Consider the following 22,353-nt stretch of genomic DNA (forward strand, 5'->3'; position numbering starts at 1 on the left):
ATGGAACCAAATGTTTTCGACAAGTTTAATGAAATCGACTTAAAGAAAACCATGGAAAAGTCATATATTGACTATGCAATGAGTGTTATTGCAGCAAGAGCACTTCCGGATATCAGGGACGGATTAAAGCCTGTACAAAGAAGAGTGCTTTTTTCTATGATAGAATTGAATAACGGACCGGATAAGCCGCATAGAAAATGTGCCCGTATCGTCGGAGATACAATGGGTAAATATCACCCACATGGAGACAGCTCAATATACGGCTCATTGGTAAATATGGCTCAGGAATGGTCCATGAGATATCCTCTGGTAGACGGGCATGGAAACTTCGGCTCAGTGGACGGAGACGGTGCGGCTGCCATGAGATATACAGAGGCAAGATTGTCAAAGATTGCCATGGAGATGCTCGCCGATATAAATAAGGATACTGTGGATTTTGCTCCGAACTTTGATGAGACGGAAAAAGAGCCTACAGTAATGCCGGCAAGATATCCGAATATATTGGTAAACGGTACTACAGGTATTGCGGTAGGAATGGCTACCAATATACCTCCGCATAATCTTAGTGAAGTAATAAATGCGGTAGTAAGAATAATAGATAATAAGATAGAAGAAAAAGAAACCTCTATCGATGAAATGCTTGATATTGTAAAGGGACCTGATTTCCCGACAGGAGCACATATTTTAGGTATAAAGGGTATCAGGGATGCCTATACCACCGGTAGGGGAAAGATAAAGGTAAGAGCGGTATCTGAAATAGAGTCCATGCAAAACGGAAAAAACAGAATCGTTGTTACAGAACTTCCATATCTTGTAAATAAAGCAAAGCTTATAGAAAAAATAGCCGAACTTGTAAAGGATAAGAAAGTAGACGGCATCACAGATCTTAGAGATGAGTCAAACCGTGAGGGAATGAGGGTTGTTATAGAACTTAGAAGAGATGTGAATGCAAATGTTATATTAAACAGATTGTATAAGCATACTCAGCTTCAGGAAACTTTCGGCGTAAATATGCTTGCACTTGTAAATAACCAGCCAAAGGTTCTTAATATTTTGCAAATGCTTGAATACTATCTTGCACATCAGGAAGATGTGGTAACAAGAAGAACTAAGTATGACCTTAATAAAGCAAAGGAAAGAGCTCATATATTGGAAGGTCTTCTTATTGCTCTTGATAATATTGATGAGATCATAAAGATTATCAGAGGAAGTGCAAATGTAAATATTGCAAAAGAAGAACTTATAAAGAGATTCGGGCTTAGCGATGTACAGGCGCAGGCTATAGTAGATATGCGTCTTAGAGCTCTTACAGGTCTGGAAAGAGAAAGACTTGAAGCAGAGTACAATGAGCTTTTATCTAAGATAGAATATTTTGAGGGTATTTTGGCTGATAATAAAAAGCTTCTTGGTGTAATAAAAGAAGAAATACTTATAGTTGAAGGAAAATATAAGGATGACAGAAGAACAGGCTTTATTCAGGATGATGAGATGGAGGATGAGGACCTTATCCAGAAAGAAGATATTATCATTGCAATGACAAAGCTTGGATATATAAAGAGAATGAGCCCCGACAATTTTAATGTTCAAAACAGAGGCGGTAAGGGCATCAAGGGTATGCAGACCATTGATGATGACTTTATAGAAGATATAGTAATGTCAACCACTCATAAGGATATATATTTCTTTACAAATAAGGGTAGAGTATATACCATCAAGGGATATAAGATACCTGAGGCTTCAAGGACTGCAAGAGGTATTGCAATAGTAAATCTTTTACAATTGCAGCCTGATGAAAAGATTTCAGCTATTATTCCGAGTGAGGCAAGCTCAGGTGAGGGCTATCTGTTTATGGTAACCAAAAAGGGAACTATAAAGAAATGTCGGATAAATCTTTTTGATAATATCAGAAAGAACGGCTTGGCGGCTATTAACCTGACAGAGGATGATGAACTCATAGAAGTAAAAGTGACTCATGGTGATGATGATCTTATTATAGTTTCAAAATACGGTATGTGTATCAGAATAAATGATAAGGATATAAGAGCTATGGGCAGGGGTGCTACCGGTGTTAGAGGTATGAGACTTAATGAAGCAGATGAAGTTATAGGAATGCAGCTTGCATCACAGGGTGAATATTTGCTTCTTGTTTCAGAGTACGGATATGGGAAGAGAACAAAAATATCCGAGTTCAAAGTTCAAAACAGAGGTGGTAAGGGTATCATATGCTATAAGGATAATGATAAGACCGGAAAACTTGTAGGAGCAAAGCTTGTTAATGAAGACAGAGAGATTTTGCTGATAACCACAGAGGGTATTATTATCAGAATAGAAGTAAGCGGAATATCGGTACTGGGAAGAGCTGCTACAGGTGTGAAGCTTATGAATATAGACAGAGAAAGTGATACAAAGATTGCAAGTATTGCAAAGGTCAGAGAAGAGAAAAACACTGAATCCGTGGAAGAAAGCAATACATAGAAAGGACATAAAATGAAAAAAACACCGTTTTTGACTTTGGATATGGTAGAGGAAATTGTAAAGACATACCCTACTCCATGGCATATATATGATGAAAAGGGAATCAGGGAGAATGCAAAAAAATTAAGGGAGGCTTTTTCATGGAATAAAGGCTTTAAAGAATATTTTGCAGTAAAAGCTACCCCCAATCCCTTTATAATGAATATATTAAAGGAATGTGGCTGCGGTGTGGATTGTTCATCTATGACTGAGCTTGAACTTGCGGATGCCTGCGGTTTTACGGGAAAAGATATAATGTTTTCATCCAATGAAACCCCTATAGAGGAATTTAAGTTTGCAAATGATCTGGGCGCAATAATAAATCTGGATGATATCACACATATAGAATATGTAGAGAAGGTATGCGGCGGTTTACCTGAAACTATGAGTGCAAGATATAATCCGGGTGGAGTCTTTACTATGTCAAACGGTATAATGGACAATCCGGGAGATGCAAAATACGGTATGACTCCTGATCAGATCATAGAAGCCTTTAATATAATGAAGTCAAAAGGTGTAAAAAATTTCGGTATTCATGCCTTTCTTGCCAGCAATACGGTTACAAATGAATACTATCCAAAGCTTGCAAGAGAGTTATTTGAGTTTGCGGTAAGGATAAAGAATGAATGCGGTATCTGTGTAAGCTTTATAAACCTTTCGGGAGGAGTAGGTATACCATATACTCCGGATGAAGAGCCAAATGATATCTTTGAGATAGGTAAGGGTGTAAAAAAAGCTTATGATGAGGTACTTACAGCAAATGATATAAATGATGTATCCATATTCAGTGAGCTTGGAAGATATATGCTCGGACCGTATGGCGCTTTGGTAACAAAAGCCGTACATGAAAAGCATACATATAAGGAATATATAGGTGTTGATGCCTGTGCGACCAATCTGATGCGTCCGGCTATGTACGGGGCATATCACCATCTTAGCGTTTTGGGTAAGGAAGATGAAAAAGATGATTATGTCTATGATGTGGTCGGTGCATTATGTGAGAACAATGATAAATTTGCAATAGACAGAAAGCTGCCAAAGATAGATAAGGGAGATTATATCTATATACATGATACCGGAGCGCATGGATTTGCAATGGGATATAATTATAACGGAAAGTTAAAATCGGCAGAACTTTTATTACAGGAAGACGGAAATGTAAAGCTTATAAGAAGAGCCGAGACTTCCAAAGACTATTTTGCGACCTTTGATTTTTGCGATATAATGGATAAGTATTTAAAGTAAATCAAAAGTGAAGATATAGATTTTATAAATTTTAGGATTAAGAAATAATTCAGAATAAGTTTAGGAGTATTTCAATTATTTTACGATGAAGTATGATAACATTACATCATCATAAAGAAGCACTTACAATGAATCCTATATATAGAAATCCTTAAGAAGGCACCTCTAAAAAAGGTGCTTTTTTAGCCTAAATTATTCATAGCATAGCTATGTCTGCGGCTGAAAGCCACATAATTACTGCATTTACAAAACTTTCTTACTTTCACCTAAAAAGTGAATAGAAAAAGGACCTCTTTCTTGGTAAAATTAAGGTGTCAAATCAAAACAATGCCAAGGAAAGGAAGTCCTCTTATGTCAATTTTAAACACTATTTCACTTGAAAGCAACAAGAAAATTAAAATAAATTTTAACGGTGGAAATCTCTCTTCTGATGGAGGGCTGCTCCTCATCAAAGAATTCGCTGCAAAGGTAGGTCTTATAAAGCTTGTGAAAAAGCTCTTCAAAACCAATGACCATACAAACAGCCGTATTCATACAGATTCTGATAACCTTATGCAGATGCTCTACCAAATTATAGCAGCCTATTTTGAGGATGATTGTGCAGATGAACTGATTAATGATCCGGTATTAACATCTATTTTGGAAAAAGAAGCCTTGGCTTCTCAACCTACACTATCTCGTTTTTGGAATAGAATGGACAACGACACTCTTACACAGCTTGATTCTATAAATGCAAAAATGCGTGATATTGTCTATTCTATTAAGGCTCCGGAGCACATGATGTTTGACCTTGATTCTACACTGCTTAACACCTACGGCAAGCAGGAAGGCGAAGGTTTTAACTTTCATTATCAGGCTCACGGTTATCATCCACTACTTTGCTATGACGGAATTACAGGTGATCTTTTAAAGGCTGAACTTCGTAACGGCACACAGTATTGTAGTAATGATGCTGACAAATTCATGATTCCACTGTTACAGGAATACCGTGCAAAATATCCATCGCTCCCTCTTTATCTTCGTGGTGATAGCGGTTTTGCTTCTCCTGATTTATACAAGGCTTGCGAAGATAACGACTGTAAGTATGCAATCCGCTTGAAGCAAAACCGAACATTGATAAAATACGCTGCAGATGCTGATACAGCATTATTTAGAGCAGCCCGTGAAAATCAAACGGATTATATGGTGGAATACGGTGAGTTCTATTATCAGGCAGGAAGTTGGTCGCATCCAAGGAGAGTTGTTTTTAAAGTAGAAAAACCCTATAATCAGTTTATTCACCTATATACTTTTATTGTCACTACAATGAAATCAGAACCACACAAAGTAATTCAATTTTATTGTGGGCGTGGCAAGATGGAGAACTTCATAAAAGAAGGTAAATCAGGGTTTGGTTTTTCTTCAGTAAGCAGTCGAACCAAGGTAGTCAACGCAAATCGTTTACAGGTACATGCTCTTGCATACAACCTGTTTAATTGGTTTAGGCGATTGGTGCTCTCTACAAATATGAGAAAGCAACAAATCAATACCATTCGCTTAAAGTTGCTAAAAGTAGCTGCAAAAGTAGTAAATAAGGCAAGATATATAGTACTCAAATTGTGTAGCAGTTGCCCTTATAAGAAAGAATTCTATGAAACGATTTCAAACATTATGAAACTGCCACTACAGTTGGAATAGTAGTAACTTATGAGCCTTGATAATCCAATATCAAATGACTATTTTTGATACATAGGGATAGTGCACCCTTTTTTCAGGTGATTTTCCAACTTACGAACGAGATAGCTTTATAAAACAATTATCTTGTAGGCTTTTTAAGCCAAATCTACTGTGGTGAATAATTCAGGTTTAGTATTTATAAATTCAAAGAGTTGTAATCTTATATTGCTTAAAATGTAAGAACTTGATAGAATGTACAAGACTAAGGCATTATATACTTAGGTATATAATTATACTAAGTAAGAAAGAGGAATGAAAATGATTGATAAAATATCATATCTCTTCGGCTTTGTAGGCGGTCTGGGTATGTTTCTGTACGGAATGCATATCATGGCAGACGGTATGCAAAAGACTGCGGGCGGAAAAATGCAGCATTTTTTGAGCAAGATAACTGATAACAGATTTACAGCTATTATGCTCGGTGCATTGATAACGGCAATAATACAAAGCTCAGGTGCTACTACCGTAATGGTTGTAGGTTTTGTAAGTGCGGGAGTGTTGACACTGGTACAGGCTGTAGGAGTAATCATGGGTGCCAATATAGGTACAACCATTACAGCGTGGATAGTTTCCATAGGTACTATAGGAGAGTCTATGGAAATGTTAAAACCGGGATTTTATGCACCGGTGCTCATAGGAATAGGTGCAGGACTTATTATCTTCTCAAAAAAGGATAGAAAAAAGACAATCGGTGAAATACTTATAGGACTTGGAATGCTCTTTATGGGGCTGGATTTGATGGCGGGAAATATAAAGCCGTTTACTACACTACCTATCTTCTCGGAGGCATTCAGGGTACTTGGAGGTAATCCTATACTTGGAATTATAGTGGGTATAGTGGTAACCGCCCTGATGCAAAGCTCATCGGCATCTGTAGGTATTTTGCAGACATTGGCTTTTAACGGAGTTGTAACCACTTCAGCCGCAATATATATCACATTAGGTCAGAATATAGGTTCCTGTGTGACTGCCATTATATCAAGTGTGGGCAGCTCAAGAACGGCAAAGAGAGCGGCAGCAATCCATCTGTTATTTAATACTCTGGGAGCGGTAGTATTCGGTATCCTCGGATTTGCAGTATTTTCAATAAATAAAAGTCTTGCAAATCACACAATCAATGCCGTAGAAATATCACTGTTTCATACATTGTTTAATTTTACAATGACGACATTATTATTCCCTTTTGCAAATACTTTGGTTAAACTCTCGGGAATGCTTGTAAGAGGCAAGGATGAAGAAGTTGTGGAAGAGGAAAAAGAACCTGTACTACAGCTTGATGAAAGAGTGCTTTTAAGCCCTGCCTTTGCGGTACAGACTGCAAATAATGAAGTATCCCGTATGGGAGAAATTGCACTAAAGAGTTTGAATGCGGCTATCAGTGCTATAAATAATAAGAGTCTTGAAGATATAGAAACAGTAGCAAAATGTGAGAAAAAGCTTGATGATATGCAGGAAGCTCTGACTGAATTTCTTATAAAAGTGGACAATCTCTCATTAAGTGAAAGTCAAAAAAAGCATGTAAACAATCTCTTTAATATGGTTACCGATATAGAAAGAGTCGGTGATCATGCGGATAATCTGTCTGAAAATGCCAAGTATATGATAGACAACGATCTTGAATTCAGTGATCTGGGCAAGGAGGATCTGGCGGAGATTTCAAAAGACAGCATAGAGGCATTTGAAATTGCACTCAATGCAAGAAGCGGTGATGCACTGAAAGCTATAAGAAAGGTAAATAAGCTTGAGGATGAAGTGGATATGCTTGAGGATGAGTTTAGAGAAAAGCATATTGAAAGATTGTCAAAGGGAGATTGCAATCCGCAGGCAGGTATTGCTTTCCTTGATATTATAAGTAATCTGGAGCGTATTTCAGACCATGCTACAAATATTGTCGGCTATATAAAGAATGAAATATAATAATAAGTTTTAAAGATTTACTTGCAATTATGTTTATAATTTTGTACAATTGGAAATAATTGATGAATAATTATCAAATGGGGTAAACATCATATTAAGTACTAATTTTAGGAGGAACTAAAATGTCAGTAAAAGTAGCAATTAACGGTTTTGGTCGTATTGGTCGTCTTGCTTTCAGACAGATGTTTGAGGCTGACGGATATGAAGTAGTAGCAATCAATGATCTTACAGATCCTAAGATGTTGGCACATCTTTTAAAGTATGATACAGCACAGGGCGGTTTTGCCGGTCATATCGGAGAAGGAAAGCACACAGTAGAGGCAGGTGAGGATTCAATCACTGTTGACGGAAAGAAGATCACAATCTACAAAGAGGCGGATGCTTCCAAGCTTCCATGGGGACAGATCGGAGTAGATGTTGTACTTGAGTGTACAGGATTCTACACATCAAAGGAGAAGTCACAGGCACATATCAATGCAGGTGCTAAGAAGGTTGTTATTTCAGCTCCGGCAGGAAATGATCTTCCTACAGTTGTATTCAGCGTAAATGAGAAGATTTTAAAGTCAACTGATACAGTTATTTCAGCTGCATCATGTACAACAAACTGTCTTGCTCCAATGGCTGATACACTCAACAAGCTTGCTCCTATCCAGAGCGGTATCATGAGCACAATCCATGCTTATACAGGTGATCAGATGATTCTTGACGGACCACATAGAAAGGGTGACCTTAGAAGAGCAAGAGCAGGTGCTGCAAATATCGTACCTAACTCAACAGGTGCTGCAAAGGCTATCGGACTTGTTATCCCTGAGCTTAACGGAAAGCTTATCGGATCTGCACAGAGAGTTCCTGTTCCGACAGGTTCTACAACAATCCTTACAGCTGTTGTAAAGAAGGCAGGACTTACAAAAGAAGATATCAATGCTGCAATGAAGGCTGCTGCATCCGAGTCATTCGGATATACAGAGGATGAGATCGTTTCATCAGATGTTATCGGTATGAAGTTCGGTTCATTATTTGATGCAACACAGACAATGATAACACCTATAGCTGATGATTTATATCAGGTTCAGGTTGTTTCATGGTATGACAATGAAAATTCTTACACATCACAGATGGTTAGAACAATCAAGTACTTTGCTGAATTAGCATAAATATAAATACTATAAGAGACCAAGGCGGTCCGGTCATATTGGACCGGACCGCCTTTTTTATTTAATTAAGGAGAGACTATGCTTAATAAAAAAACAGTAGATGATTTAAAGAATTTAAAGGGACAGAAAGTATTGGTTCGTTGCGACTTTAATGTTCCGTTAAAGGACGGAGTTATTCAGAACTTTAACCGTATAGACGGTGCAATACCTACAATAAAGAAGCTTCTTGACGGCGGTGCAAAAGTGATTCTTTGTTCACATCTTGGAAAACCGAAGGGTGAGCCTTTACCTGAGCTTAGCCTTGCACCTGTAGCGCCTGCACTTTCAGAAAGACTTGGAGTAAATGTAAAGTTTGTTTCAGATCCTAAGGTAACAGGTGAGGAAACAAAAGCTTTGGCAGCAGGACTTGCTGAAGGAGAAGTTCTCTTGTTGGAGAATACACGCTACAGAGTTGAAGAAACAAAGTATGGCAAGGAAGATGATGCGACAGAGTACGCAAAAGAGCTTGCAGCACTTTGTGATGACAATATCTTTGTAAATGACGCATTCGGTACGGCACATAGAGCACATTGCTCAAATGTAGGTGTAACTAAGTTCTGTAAAGAGAATGTAGTAGGCTATCTTATGGAGAAGGAGATCAAATTCCTCGGAGAGGCTGTAGAGAATCCTGTTCGTCCATTCGTGGCAATCCTTGGTGGAGCTAAGGTTTCAGATAAGATCAATGTTATAAACAATCTCCTTGAGAAGGTGGATACACTTATCATCGGCGGAGGTATGGCATATACATTCTTAAAGGCAAAGGGTGAGGAGATAGGAAACTCACTTTGTGAAGAGGATAAGCTTGACTACGCTCTTGAGATGGTAAATAAGGCTAAGGAAAGAGGAGTAAACCTTTTACTTCCTGTAGACCATGTAGAGGGTAAGGAATTCTCAAATGATACAGAATCAAAGGTAGTTGATACTATAGATGCAGGATGGTCAGGATTTGATATCGGACCTAAGACAATAGAGAATTATAAGAAGGCTCTTGAAGGTGCAAAGACTGTAGTATGGAACGGACCTATGGGAGTATTCGAGTTTGAGAAGTTTGCAGAGGGAACACTTGAGGTATGCAGAGCCGTAGCCGAGCTTAAGGATGCTACAACTGTTATCGGTGGTGGAGATTCTGTAAATGCTGTAAAGAGACTCGGTTTTGCAGATAAAATGACTCATATTTCAACAGGTGGCGGTGCTTCACTTGAGTTCTTAGAGGGTAAGGAATTACCGGGTGTAGCGGCAGCCGACAATAGATAAAATCTTTAAAATATAGGGGATTGCCAAGGCTTTCCCAAAAAGAACGGAGAATATTATGGCAAGAAGAAAAATTATTGCAGGTAACTGGAAGATGAATAAGACTCCTTCAGAAACAACTGCACTTATCAATGAATTAAAGCCTTTAGTTGCAAATGATGAAGTAGATGTTGTTTTCTGTGTACCGGCAATTGATATTATACCGGCAATAGAGGCTGCAAAGGGAAGCAATATTCAGATCGGTGCAGAAAATATGTACTACGAAGAGAATGGCGCTTATACAGGAGAAATAGCACCCAATATGCTTACGGATGTAGGTGTAAAGTATGTTATTATCGGACATTCAGAGAGAAGAGAATACTTTGCAGAGACAGATGAAACCGTAAACAAGAAGGTACTTAAGGCATTTGAGCATGGTATCACACCGATTATTTGCTGCGGCGAGACTCTTACACAGAGAGAGCAGGGTATAGCAATCGACTTTATCAGAACACAGATAAAGATTGCATTCCAAAATGTAAGTGCGGATAATGCTGCAAACGCTGTTATCGCTTATGAGCCAATCTGGGCGATCGGTACAGGAAAGACTGCTACCACAGCTCAGGCTGAGGAAGTTTGTAAGGCTATCAGAGAGTGTATATGTGAAGTATATGGCAGTGAGGTAGCTGAGAAGATAAGAATCCAGTATGGCGGTTCCGTAAATGCAGCCAATGCCGCAGAACTCTTTGCAGAGGCTGATATTGACGGAGGTCTTGTAGGTGGAGCAAGCCTTAAGCCTGATTTTGGAAAGATTGTAAATTATAAATAAGTGTTATAAAATAAATACCTATGTGAAACTTCAGTGGTCACATAGGTATTTATGATAAATTATAAAGATGAATATTTTTCTCTATAGTTAGAAGGAGATATACCTAATTGTTTTTTAAAACTGGTGCTGAAATAATATTGGTTTGCATAACCACATTTAATACTTATTTCTTTTAAAGATAAGTTTGTTTTAATTAAATACTCCTTAGCAGCATCAATACGGTATGAGGTAATAGTATCGCTTATACTTTTGTTGTTATTTTTTTTATATAATGCACTTAAGTAAGATGGACTCATATTTGCATATTTTGCTATATCATTCAGGCTAAGTGTGTTATCCTCAAAATTATTTTTAATATAATTCTCTACCAATTCATATGTATGTTCATGGTAAGACTTAAGAGAAAAGTTTAGTTTATCACATACCAAATTACAAAGTTCTCTCATCCATAAGAAAAATTGCTCATATGTATGAAATGTATCAAAACGGCTATATACAGATATTATTCTTTCTTCTAAGTCCTTAGTATCAATATTTATTTCATATAGAAATCTCAATATTTTGCCAAGCAGAGAATATATACGTATAAACATAATATTTTTATTTTTATATTTTGTTGATAAATTATCAAAGAAATTTTTAAGCCATTCTTCAATTGAAGAATTATCTTTTTTGCACAGAAGTCCAATAAGTTCATCATCATATGAATCTGAAGTGGACAATAAGCTGAATTCCTTACCGGTAGCTTCAACTGCATCAAATATACTTTGGTTAGGATAAAAAAACCTATATTTAAGAGCATGACACGCATTTTCATATGATATATGAAGCTTCAATATACTATCAACAATAGTCCCAATTCCAACATTTATATTTAAGATTGGAGATTTATAATTATCTATAAAAGATGAAATTGTATTATGGATTACATACTGAAAATGTGCAGGCGTTTTACTGTTTTGTGCTAAGATAAATATTAAATTATTTAAGTCCTGTATATAATATACATTATCAAAAATTTTACATTTACTTAGGAACACATCTGATATATTTAGTATTTCCGTTTGAAATGTTAAAACTCCGTTATTTTCTTCAAATATGGAAGAACTCTCTATCTCCATTTTTATTATATTAAAATGAGAATAATTTATATCCAATTCCAGATAACTTATATATTTATCAAAATATCCTAAGGTTTTATCAGTTGAAAAATATAATAATTCCTGGAAAAATTTTGTTATCATAAGTTTTCTGCTTTCCTTTACAATAGACATATTACGCTGCTCCCTATCTATTATATCAAAGGAACTTTTTATCTTTTTATATAAGAAATCATAATCTATAGGTTTTTCAATATAATCACAAACTCCAATACTGACAGCCTGTCTTGCATATTCAAATTTATCATATGCACTAATCAAGATTATTTTAATATAGGGATTAATTTTTATAGCCTCACGGCTTAGAGATATTCCATTTAAATTCGGCATTTCAATATCTGTTATTATTAAATCCACATGATTATCAATTATATAATTAAGTACTTCCTGTCCGTTTTTTGCAATTAAAACTATTTCAGCATTCAATTCATTCCAGTCAATATTTAATATTATACCTTCTGAAGCAAGATAATTATCATCAGCTAAAACTACCTTTTTCAAGCTAAATCCTCCATTTGTGCATATTTAATTATAATTTTTGTACCTTTTTTTTCTTCACTTTCAATTAGGACAATTCCATTTCCAAAATCAGTATTTGAAATTCTTTTGTTAACATTACAAATACCGAAATGTTGATTGTAGTCTACTATATGATTACTTAATCCTGAATTATTCACGGTACAATATTTTAGTTAATTACCGTGCTATAAATCTTTAAACTTGACCAATGACGCTATAACTGACTTAATACATCTAAAAATGGGCAGACTTCCCCTAGGTAGTGTTTTTGAGTAGTTATTAAGCTCTCAAGGTTCATTATTAGTTGTTATTCAAGCTGTATACATAGCTTGCTGATATTGGATATAGTCTCATAGAACTCATCCTTATATGGGCAACTGCTACACAGCTTGAATGTCATATATCTTGCTGAACGAATTACTTTTGCAGCAATCTTTAGCAGTTTTAGACGGACAGTATCAATGCGTTGTTTTCGCATATTTGCAGATAATGCCAATCGTCTAAACCAATTAAATATATTATAAGCAAGTGCATGTATTTGAAGCCTGTTGGCATTTACAATCCTTGTATGACTGCTGACAGAGGCAAAGTCAAAACCTGTTTTACTTTCCTTTATGAAGTTTTCCATCAAGCCTCTTTTGCAATAGAACTTGATAAGATATTCAGGGGATGACTCCATGTTTGTAACAATGAATGTATACATGTAAGTCATTTGGTTTTCAGGCTTTTCAACTTTACAGACAACACGTCTTTCATAAGGCCAAGGACCTGCCTGATACATGAAGTCACCATAAACCACAGCATAATCTACTTTGTTGTTTTTTGTGATTTCATCAAGTTCATCTACAAGATATGATGCCTTATCACGAAGTATAGCATTTTCTTTCAAACGAATTACATAGCCGGTACCGTTTTCTTCACACTGTTTATATAAACCGGGTGTTGCAAAGCCACTATCTCCACGAAGGAGAAGTTTAATTTCCGGAAAACCTTCAAGATATTCATCAAGTATAGGCTGCAGAAAGTCCACAACTCCTGTGCTTGAATACTGAGTCCCGTCACGAAGCTGAATTTTAATCAAATCTCCTGTGATTCCATCATAGCAAACAAGTGGATGGTAACCGTTATTTTGATAGTGGAAGTTAAATGCTCTGCCTTCCTGTTTGCCATAGGCATTAAGAAGTGTTGAGTCCAAATCCAAAATGATAGCTTCCGGCATCTGAATGCTATAAACTTTCTTTCGAAGAATTTGATTTATTGAAAGGAACCGTTTCAGCGAATCCTCATCCATTCGATTATGAAATCTTGAAATGGTTGGTTGTGATGCTAAAGTGTCTTTATTTAGCACTGCTTTAAACACAGGATCATTTGTAAGTTCATCTGAAGAATCATCTTCAAAATAGCCTGCAATGATCATATATATCATCTGAAGAAGGTTTTCTTTATCAGTGTGATAACGGAATAATGCAGAATCATTGGTCTTAAATGATTTACAGAAAAGTTTGTCAATGCCAAGTTTACTTACGAATTCTTTTATAAGAAGTAAGCCTGCATCGGAGGATAAATCTCCTCCATCGAAATTAATTTTAATTTTTCTATTGCTTTCAAGTGATAAGGTGTTTACAATACTCATAAAGGGCTCCTTTGTGTGATTATATTGAGTTTTAGCACCTTAATTTTACCACAAATGGACGCTCTTTTTTTATTCACTTACTAGGTGAAAGCAATATTTTGTTAAAATATAGTAATTATATGGCTTTCAGCCACGTTCATGATGTTGCCATGAATAATCTAGGTTAATTTATATCTGATTTGTTTTAACTTATCGTTCGGAATACCGCAGCCATTATCTTCTATAGTAATAATCACTTCATCATCTCCATAACACACATCTATATTGATATGTATATTTGGATGTTCAGATGAATAACTGTGTAAAATTGAGTTCTCTAAAAACGGCTGTAATGTAAACTTACATATTAAAAAATTCTCTATACCGTCTTCAGCATTTATAGTCCAGCTAAGTGTATCTTGACGACAAAGTTGTTCCATTTCCAGGTATAATTTAGAAATTTCCAATTCGTCTTTTATTTTTATCTTTTCATCAGATTTTCTAAGTGACATTCTATAAAAACGAGTAAGGTTGCTAATCATATGATTGGCTATATCTATTTTTCCTATTGTTTGACAAGTTTGTATTGTTCCCAAAATATTATATAAAAAATGAGGATTTATCTGGGATTGAAGAAGCTGGTATTTAAGCTTTTCTTCCGATAAAGTAAGTTCCAAAATGGATTGCATATTTTTATTAATTGATGATTGCATATTTAAAAATGTCAGTCCAAGTTTATCTACCTCATCAAAAGATTCGCTATTATCTAATGAAGACATATAATTCAAGTCAATACTTTTATTACCAAGTTTAAAATTATCCATAGCAGATGACAGTTTACTAATTCTATCAGTTAAATTTATTGAAGTAAAAAAAATAACCGATAGTATTATTGGAACAGATAAAAATATTATTATAAGAAATGTTCTGAGTAATGTGTATATATGCTTAAAAATATAATTTTTTGGAATTTCAGTTATATGATACCATCCATTATCAAGAATAACTATATGATAATACAAGCTGCTATTCTCAATTATAGTATTATCAGAATTTATATTTAAATCAATATTATTTATCTTATTACCTATAAGTTCCTTGCTTGTATGTGAAATAACAGTGCCATTCTTATCTATTATATAGCCGGTTAAATCAACACTGTCTTGCAGCATTTGGGAAAGTTCATCTGTACGTAAGAGTACCAAATAAACATATTCAGTATTACCGGAAACTTGATTATTTAATACATTTAAACAAGCTATTACATCTTGAGGATTTTTAGTATTATCAATAACATAAGGAAGAGGGTACTGTTTTTTATAAATCCATTTTTGATTGGAATTTATAATATCTTCAAGGTCTTTTTTTCTTAAATCAGATAAAGGATGAAAAAAAAGTCCTTCTGAAGCTGCAATATTTTTTTCATCTAAAAAAATGTCAATATGATAAAAATCAAAAGTTGATTTCAATAGAGAAATATTGTCCCTAACATTTGAAATTATTGCAAAATCTTCTCGACTGTCAGACATTTTTTGTATTAATGAGTACATATCATATTGAATTGTACCAGATACTTTTTGAGCTTGATTTAATCTGTTATTGATTCTTATATTTAGTTGATCGTCTGCAAGTATAACGGAATTTAGTATGCTGTCACCTGCAATTTTATGTGTAATACTGTACAATACAGAGCCCATTAAAATAAGAGGAAGCATAGTACAAATTAAAAAAGAAAAAATCAATCTATGATGATATTTTGAAAATATAAAATTTTTAACATATCTTATAACAGTCATAAGAACCTCCTTGTAAACGTATAAACAAATTATAGACTGTGAAAAAAGACAAAACAATATAAATAAAAATAATATAAATGAATCATAATAAATTGTATTTTTGAAAATAATAAATTCTACTATGATGTAATTATCAAAAGCATATGTCATATATGTATAAGTGAAGTATTTTAGGGACAATAAGGAGGAAAAATGAATAAAAGATTAAAAAGTGTAATGTTAAGTACAGTACTTTTAACAGGATTGTTGGTGGGCTGTGGATCCGGAACAACACAGTCAACCGGAAACTCGGAAAACGGTGGAAATTCCAAATATGATTTGACATTATATAGTATCAATACTACAGATGCTGATTTTGATGAATGGTTAAACAATGTTCAAGATGCTACCGGATTAAAGATTAATGTAATTGCGGCACCTACAGACTCAGATACGAGACAGCAAAAAATCACAACTATACTATCTACAGGTGATTCAAGCGTAGATATATTGGAAATTAATGATGAAATGAGTGCATCATTTAAAAATTCAGGTTGGCTTGATGGACTTAATGATACAGTTATGACAGATGATATTCGTGGTGAATTTGCAAAGGGATATTTGGAACAGATGATTACTGACAAAGAGGGAAATATTATAGGAGTTCCGGGATATTCAGGATATTTAGCTTTTTGGGTAAATCAAAAAATAATGGATAATGCAGGAATAACTGCTATAGATACAAAGGAAGATTTTAAAAAATATATGTCAGCTGCTTCAGGAAACGGTACATATGGATATGGTGGATCTTGGGAAAAGACATATGTATTTAATGAAATAGCACAATTTGTAAATATGTTTGGTGGTGATTATTTTGATTGGACAAGACCTGAAAATAAGGAAGCAATACAATTTTTATATGATATGGTAAAAAATAATGAAACTCCTATTGATCAAATTGCTGATAAATATGAGCAGATGAATCCTAAGGCAAATGATGGAAAATATGGTTGTTGGTTTATGTGGGGACTTGGATCCGATTATCAGAAAGCAGGTATGCTCGGTGATGACAAGATTCATATGGCTATGGTGCCCTCAATGACAGATGATGGTAATAGAGCTATATTTACAGATTCATGGAGTTATGTATTGAATTCTGCATCAAAAAATAAGGAAGCAGCAATAAAATTTTTAAAGTATATGGCATCTGAGGGCGGAATGGAAGCTTCTTATAAGGCTTTTGATCGTTATCCTGCAAGAAAAGATGTTGCCAAAAAGGTGGTTCCTGACAGTGATCCTGCAAAGGAGATGTACAGCAGATACGCTTCAGAATGTAATGTACAAGGACGCCCAATGCTTCCGCAAACTATGGAGTTTATCACAGATATGGGAACAATTTATCAGTCTTGTATGAAGGGTGAGATATCAGTAGATGATTTTTGCAAAAAAGCACAGGATTTGGTAGATAAATATAAATAATATATAATCCAATGAGTGCTACAGTATAGGAATTTATAAAAATACAATATTACTGTAGTACTCATTTTATTTATAGGAGGAGATATTTTGAATATAGGCAAAAAGAGCTATATACCTGTAATTTTGATTTTACCTGTAATTTTTATAAGGGGATTTACTACAATTTATCCCATAATAATCACTTTTAAAAATAGTATGTATAATATTAAAGTTCTGTCAGGTATAAACGAGTTCGTAGGATTTAAAAATTATATAGATGTATTTAAAGATGATAAGGTGATTTCTTCTATTGAATTTACTTCTATTTTTGTAATTGTCTCAATGTTCTTTCATGTTATATTAGGTACTATACTTGCATTAATACTTAATTTAAAATTTAGAGGCAGGAGGTTTTTAAGAACAATAGTACTGATACCTTGGGCTATGCCGGCAGTAGTTATAGGAATGGCGGCCAAATGGGGATTTAATAATGATTATGGATTGGTAAATGATTTAATTAGAAGATTTATACCGAGTTTTCAATTCAATTGGTTAATAAATACCGGATCTGCCCGTATTGCTGTTATAGCAATGGATTTGTGGAAAGATTTGCCATTTTTTGCAATATTAGTATTATCAGGGCTTCAGTTCATTTCAGGAGATATTTATGAGGCAGCTAAAGTAGATGGGGCAAATGCTTTTCAAATATTCTTTAAAATCACATTACCGTTAATTATAAGGAATATTATTACATTATGTATACCATTTACATTATGGAGATTAACATCATTTGATTTGGTATATGCAATGACATCCGGAGGACCCGGAGAAGATACATCATTGATAGCTTATCGTATAGCAATGGAATCTTTTACAAACCTGAATATAGGGTATGCTTCTACTTTAGCTATCATGCTTTTTATTTTAATGGCTTTATTCAGTTGGTTTAATATCAGGGTTATGAATAAATACAGTGAATAATAGGAGAAGAATATGACTAGTAATACTAAAAATAAAATATATAAAAAATGTTTATCTATAAGCAGATGGTTATTATTTATAGTGGTTGCATTTTTTATCTTATTTCCTGTATATTGGATTTTTATATCATCAATTACTCCTGCAGGAGAATTATTTAAGAAGCCTATAGATTATTTGCCAAATAATCCTACACTTGACAGTTATAAATTTCTTATTGAAAATGTAGGGTTGTTAAGTAAAATAGGAAATACAGTAATAATAGTGGGTAGCACATTAATAGTGAGTACTATATTATGTACAATGGCAGCCTATGGATTTTCAAGATTTAATTCAAAATGGATAAGTGTAGCGTTTGCATTTATACTTGCCACTTTACTTATACCTGAGGTGGTTACTGCAAGACCTTTATATGAATTTATGAAGAAGGTAGGATTATTCGATACATACCAAGGGTTGATACTGTTATATGTAAGTTCTGTTATTCCTTTTACAGTTTTGATATTAAATAATTTTGTCGGTAAAATACCTGTTTCTCTGGAAGAGGCGGCAGCTATAGACGGAGCAAATTTTATACAGATTTTATTCTATATAATATTGCCCTTGATGAAACCTGCTATTGCCACAGTATGTATTATTAATTTTATAAATTGTTTAAATAATTTTTTTACACCTTTATATTATTCCAACGGAATTCAGGTTTTATCTGTAGCTATAGTTCAACTTCCTTTAAGGGATAATATGTATGGAGTACCGTGGGATTTAGTTAGTGCTATGGGATGGATAATACTTTTACCGATAATAATATTTGTTGCTGTTTTTGAAAAGCAGATTATGGATGGAATTATGGCAGGCGGTGTTAAATCTTAATTTAGATAGGGAGTTAAGTTTATGTACGATTTATATGGAAGTTTAGGAAATTTAGCAATTTTAAAGAACAGAAAAAGTAGAGCAATAAATGCAGAAAATCCTACAGGAGAAAAAGGTAAAGGCGGGATGGCATCAAGCAATTTGGGACCTTCAAGAAAAGGAAGTCCGTGTTTGAAGGATATACCAAGTGGTGAAACTGTAACACTTGCAGATATAGAGGGTCCGGGTATAATAAATCATATATGGATTACGGTTACAAATAAAACAACAGAAGCGGATTGTTTTGTTTTAAGTGATCTTGTTATAAGGATATATTGGGATGATGAGGAAACTCCTTCCGTAGAGAGTCCGCTTGGAGACTTCTTTTGCTGTGGATTTGCAAGAGAGTGCATAGTGAATTCAATTCCGATTGTAGTAGTTCCAAATAGAGGAATGAATAGTTATTTTCAAATGCCTTTTAAGAAAAGAGCAAAAATAACTTTGGAAAACCAGCATCCAAACCCGATACCTGCATTTTTCTATCAGATTGATTATTGTGTTGTAGATAATTTCCCTAATGATGTTGCATATTTTCATGCTCAGTGGAGAAGAGAAAGAGTTACAACTTTAGGTAAAGATTATGTAATATTGGACAATGTAAAAGGAAAGGGACATTATATTGGAACATATATTTCATTAACTACACTGGAAAGATATTGGTGGGGAGAGGGAGAAGTAAAATTTTACATAGATGGAGATATAGAATACCCTACAATTTGTGGTACAGGAACCGAAGATTATTTTGGAGGTTCATGGAGTTTTGCAAAACAGATAAATGGAAAAACAGTTGAACAAAATTACAGTACCTCATATTTGGGATATCCTTACTACTCATCACATGATGAGTTGGTTCACAATGATTACCACAATGATGATTGCCTGCCGATGAGGGGATTCTACAGGTGGCATATACAGGACCCTATATGCTTTGATGAAGATTTAAAGGTTACTATACAGCAAATCGGTGTCGGACATGGAGGTCTTTTTGAAAGACAGGATGATGTTGCAAGTGTAGCATATTGGTATCAAACAGAACCTCATTCATCATTCCTACCTCTTGCAAATAGAGAAGGCAGGCGTCCAAGATAGGAGATGATTTGTATAAGAAAGTTTTTAGCATTTTATTATGTATTTGTTTAATTCTATCTTCTTGTAATAATTATGAGAAGAGCAAAGAAATAGAAAAAAGCAGCTATTATGAAGATGAATTAAATATCATACATATAGAAGCCGACAATCCTGATTTTAAAAATTATATTAATGATGTATCAAGAAAATTAAATATGAAAATAAATATAATTTCTTGTCCGGCTGATGCAAATAATAGACAGGCAGAAATTTCAACATTACTTTTATCAGGAAATTCAGATATTGATTTGATTTCAGTTAATGATGAGATGGTAAGTGATTTTAAAGTAAAAGGATATATTGAAAATTTAGATGATATAATGAGCAAAGATCTTTTGGAATCATATCCTAAAGATTATGTAGAATCAGTGGCTATGTATAAAAATCATTTTTATTCTGTTCCATACCTTATGGATATTATGATGTTTTGGGTAAACGAAAAGTATATAAAAAGTTCAGAACTTGAAGGGATTAAAAATTTAGATAATTTTTCATTATTTGTAAGTAATGATTATGGTAAAGGCATGTATGGATATGGAAGTGCCTGGGATGAAACATATATATATAATGATTTATCACAATTTATAAATATGTTTGATGGAGATTATTATGATTGGAATAATGATAATACAAGGGAAGCAGTTAAGTTTTTACATGATATGATAAAACATAATTATACAGCTCAAAATCAAATGATAGACAGATATGAACAGATGGAACAAAAATTTATTGACGGTATGTATGGATGTGTATTTATGTATAGCGGTGCTATAAATGTTTTTTTGAATTCAGGAAAGTATGGAGAAGATGGAATACATGTATCGGAACTTCCTGTGTTCAAAAAAAATGCAACAAATATAGCAACATGGCAGTATGTACTTAATAAAGCTTCAAAAAATAAGAATGCGGCGAAGAAATTTTTAAGTTATATTTCAAGTAGAGAAGGATGTATTGATTATAGTAATGCAATGAAGCAGATACCTGCAAGAATTGATGTTATCTTAGAGGAAGATATAGATGTCCCTGATATAGATATTATAAGGAAATATGTTGAGAATACAAACTTTAAAGTCAGGCCGCTGTCATCTAATCCAATGAATGATATTTCGGAAATGGGCAGAATATTTCAAAAGTATTTATTGGATGAGATTACATTGGATGATTTATGTAATTTAGCTCAAAGTATTGTTGATAGAAAATAAACTTGAAATATAGAATTTAAAAGATGGCCGGCACGAAAGTACCTGCCATCCTTTAATATAAACCATTAGCAATATCTTTATTTACCGAACTCATATCTCCTGAAATATATGGATGAGTACCAAATCCACAACCATAATCCATTGCATCGGCATATCCTGTTTGACCGTCCATATTTACAATACACCATTGGTGGGTCCATGTATTATGATTGGCATGTTCCCAATCATAACCCATAAAATCAAGAACTCTTCCAAGTGCTCTGGTAGTGCCGGCACCGGTACTAATTCCTGCTACAAAAACTCCATAAGGGCTTCTGTAGTACTTATTTTCATCATTTTCACATGAAATTTCCATTATGTACTCTCTATAAATGATGGACGCAGCCTTCTTTATTTTTGCAAGATCGGTTACAAGAGATGAATCTGATAAAACTCTTGTAGCAATGCTTCTTGCAATAGCATCAGCCTGATTTGCCTGCTCCTGTGAACAAAACTTATAATAAGCATGTTTTTCAAGTGTAGAGGCGACTCTTGCTTCATCAAGTGAAACTTTGGCAGAAATAACTTTTCCATCACTTCCTACTCTATAACCGTCAGGTGTAGTAGTATTTTTTAACATAATTCCGCTAGAATCAACATAGTAGTTACCGACCCAGCTATTTGTAACCAGTTTGCCTTCATTATCAAAGTAGAACCAACGATCTTGAGTATTCTTCCATCCCTTGGTAAAAGAGCCATTGGAATCTACATAGCACCAGGAATCGTTATTAACCAACCAGGTATTATTTAATGCGCACCTTGGTATTTTTTTATATTCTTGGCTTGCAAAAACTGTAGAAGTTAAAGATAATGTAGCAAATATTATCATAGTGCATAAAGCTTGCTTTTTCATATAAAGACCTCCTATAAAATATATAACTATTAAAAATAAAAAATCAACTCTATACTAATTAGATATAATAAAGTAT

General features: G+C 34.3%; 16 protein-coding genes. 12 read left to right on the forward strand and 4 right to left on the reverse strand.

Annotated features, from left to right (window positions below; all coding sequences use genetic code 11):
* The 7 genes from gyrA (at position 1) to tpiA (ending at position 10,644) form a co-directional block, all read left to right on the forward strand.
* Positions 1–2,475, forward strand: coding sequence for a DNA gyrase subunit A (gene gyrA, locus J4O15_RS04125; protein ID WP_208099812.1), 2,475 nt, complete (start codon positions 1–3; stop codon positions 2,473–2,475).
* A gap of 12 nt (positions 2,476–2,487) precedes the next feature.
* Positions 2,488–3,759 carry a diaminopimelate decarboxylase gene (locus tag J4O15_RS04130; protein ID WP_208099813.1) on the forward strand — a complete coding sequence of 424 codons (1,272 nt, stop codon included), beginning with the start codon at positions 2,488–2,490 and terminating at the stop codon, positions 3,757–3,759.
* Between the two features lie 351 nt (positions 3,760–4,110).
* On the forward strand, positions 4,111–5,436 hold the full coding sequence (locus tag J4O15_RS04135) for an IS1380 family transposase (protein ID WP_208099814.1): 1,326 nt from the start codon (positions 4,111–4,113) through the stop codon (positions 5,434–5,436).
* A gap of 297 nt (positions 5,437–5,733) precedes the next feature.
* Positions 5,734–7,392: a Na/Pi cotransporter family protein gene (locus J4O15_RS04140; protein WP_009221213.1), complete on the forward strand. Its 1,659-nt coding sequence runs from the start codon at positions 5,734–5,736 to the stop codon at positions 7,390–7,392.
* A gap of 122 nt (positions 7,393–7,514) precedes the next feature.
* A complete protein-coding gene (gap, locus tag J4O15_RS04145) occupies positions 7,515–8,546 on the forward strand; it encodes a type I glyceraldehyde-3-phosphate dehydrogenase (protein WP_208099815.1) in 1,032 nt (343 codons plus the stop codon).
* 78 nt (positions 8,547–8,624) lie between these two features.
* Positions 8,625–9,839, forward strand: coding sequence for a phosphoglycerate kinase (locus J4O15_RS04150; protein ID WP_009220307.1), 1,215 nt, complete (start codon positions 8,625–8,627; stop codon positions 9,837–9,839).
* A gap of 55 nt (positions 9,840–9,894) precedes the next feature.
* Entirely contained in the window at positions 9,895–10,644 is a 750-nt protein-coding gene (tpiA, locus tag J4O15_RS04155) for a triose-phosphate isomerase (RefSeq protein ID WP_009220306.1), read from the forward strand.
* Positions 10,645–10,703: 59 nt separating this feature from the next.
* Here tpiA and J4O15_RS04160 read toward each other — a convergent pair whose 3' ends face one another.
* From J4O15_RS04160 to J4O15_RS04170, 3 genes are all read right to left on the reverse strand, one after another.
* The gene (locus tag J4O15_RS04160; RefSeq protein WP_208099816.1) at positions 10,704–12,305 is read right to left on the reverse strand and encodes a helix-turn-helix domain-containing protein; all 1,602 of its coding nucleotides are present in this window, start codon (positions 12,303–12,305) and stop codon (positions 10,704–10,706) included.
* 325 nt (positions 12,306–12,630) lie between these two features.
* Entirely contained in the window at positions 12,631–13,956 is a 1,326-nt protein-coding gene (locus J4O15_RS04165; protein WP_208099554.1) for an IS1380 family transposase, read from the reverse strand.
* A 158-nt stretch (positions 13,957–14,114) separates the two neighbouring features.
* Positions 14,115–15,731 carry a sensor histidine kinase gene (locus J4O15_RS04170; RefSeq protein ID WP_243761955.1) on the reverse strand — a complete coding sequence of 539 codons (1,617 nt, stop codon included), beginning with the start codon at positions 15,729–15,731 and terminating at the stop codon, positions 14,115–14,117.
* Positions 15,732–15,923: 192 nt separating this feature from the next.
* Here J4O15_RS04170 and J4O15_RS04175 point away from each other — a divergent pair, with 192 nt between their 5' ends.
* The 5 genes from J4O15_RS04175 (at position 15,924) to J4O15_RS04195 (ending at position 21,385) form a co-directional block, all read left to right on the forward strand.
* Positions 15,924–17,189, forward strand: a complete 1,266-nt coding sequence (locus J4O15_RS04175; protein WP_009220303.1) for an ABC transporter substrate-binding protein — start codon at positions 15,924–15,926, stop codon at positions 17,187–17,189.
* 87 nt (positions 17,190–17,276) lie between these two features.
* Positions 17,277–18,149, forward strand: coding sequence for a carbohydrate ABC transporter permease (locus J4O15_RS04180; protein ID WP_009220302.1), 873 nt, complete (start codon positions 17,277–17,279; stop codon positions 18,147–18,149).
* Positions 18,150–18,161: 12 nt separating this feature from the next.
* Positions 18,162–19,016, forward strand: coding sequence for a carbohydrate ABC transporter permease (locus J4O15_RS04185; protein WP_009220301.1), 855 nt, complete (start codon positions 18,162–18,164; stop codon positions 19,014–19,016).
* A gap of 21 nt (positions 19,017–19,037) precedes the next feature.
* Positions 19,038–20,144 carry a glycoside hydrolase family 172 protein gene (locus J4O15_RS04190; protein ID WP_009220300.1) on the forward strand — a complete coding sequence of 369 codons (1,107 nt, stop codon included), beginning with the start codon at positions 19,038–19,040 and terminating at the stop codon, positions 20,142–20,144.
* Positions 20,145–20,152: 8 nt separating this feature from the next.
* Complete coding sequence (locus J4O15_RS04195) at positions 20,153–21,385, forward strand: ABC transporter substrate-binding protein (RefSeq protein WP_009220299.1); 1,233 nt, start codon at positions 20,153–20,155, stop codon at positions 21,383–21,385.
* Positions 21,386–21,437: 52 nt separating this feature from the next.
* Here J4O15_RS04195 and J4O15_RS04200 read toward each other — a convergent pair whose 3' ends face one another.
* Positions 21,438–22,277, reverse strand: a complete 840-nt coding sequence (locus J4O15_RS04200; RefSeq protein ID WP_009220298.1) for a cell wall-binding protein — start codon at positions 22,275–22,277, stop codon at positions 21,438–21,440.
* Positions 22,278–22,353: the final 76 nt, after the last annotated feature.

The sequence above is a fragment of the Lachnoanaerobaculum sp. Marseille-Q4761 genome, assembly GCF_017565785.1.
Classification (GTDB): Bacteria; Bacillota; Clostridia; order Lachnospirales; family Lachnospiraceae; genus Lachnoanaerobaculum.

What these genes read in the sequence shown, in the direction of transcription:
- J4O15_RS04140 (WP_009221213.1), top strand. Translation starts at nt 5,734, where the DNA reads ATGATTGATAAAATATCATATCTCTTCGGCTTTGTAGGCGGTCTGGGT.
- J4O15_RS04190 (WP_009220300.1), top strand. Translation starts at nt 19,038, where the DNA reads ATGTACGATTTATATGGAAGTTTAGGAAATTTAGCAATTTTAAAGAAC.
- tpiA (WP_009220306.1), top strand. Translation starts at nt 9,895, where the DNA reads ATGGCAAGAAGAAAAATTATTGCAGGTAACTGGAAGATGAATAAGACT.
- J4O15_RS04135 (WP_208099814.1), top strand. Translation starts at nt 4,111, where the DNA reads ATGTCAATTTTAAACACTATTTCACTTGAAAGCAACAAGAAAATTAAA.
- J4O15_RS04200 (WP_009220298.1), bottom strand. Translation starts at nt 22,277, where the DNA reads ATGAAAAAGCAAGCTTTATGCACTATGATAATATTTGCTACATTATCT.
- J4O15_RS04170 (WP_243761955.1), bottom strand. Translation starts at nt 15,731, where the DNA reads ATGACTGTTATAAGATATGTTAAAAATTTTATATTTTCAAAATATCAT.
- J4O15_RS04130 (WP_208099813.1), top strand. Translation starts at nt 2,488, where the DNA reads ATGAAAAAAACACCGTTTTTGACTTTGGATATGGTAGAGGAAATTGTA.
- J4O15_RS04165 (WP_208099554.1), bottom strand. Translation starts at nt 13,956, where the DNA reads ATGAGTATTGTAAACACCTTATCACTTGAAAGCAATAGAAAAATTAAA.
- J4O15_RS04175 (WP_009220303.1), top strand. Translation starts at nt 15,924, where the DNA reads ATGAATAAAAGATTAAAAAGTGTAATGTTAAGTACAGTACTTTTAACA.
- gap (WP_208099815.1), top strand. Translation starts at nt 7,515, where the DNA reads ATGTCAGTAAAAGTAGCAATTAACGGTTTTGGTCGTATTGGTCGTCTT.
- J4O15_RS04185 (WP_009220301.1), top strand. Translation starts at nt 18,162, where the DNA reads ATGACTAGTAATACTAAAAATAAAATATATAAAAAATGTTTATCTATA.
- gyrA (WP_208099812.1), top strand. Translation starts at nt 1, where the DNA reads ATGGAACCAAATGTTTTCGACAAGTTTAATGAAATCGACTTAAAGAAA.
- J4O15_RS04150 (WP_009220307.1), top strand. Translation starts at nt 8,625, where the DNA reads ATGCTTAATAAAAAAACAGTAGATGATTTAAAGAATTTAAAGGGACAG.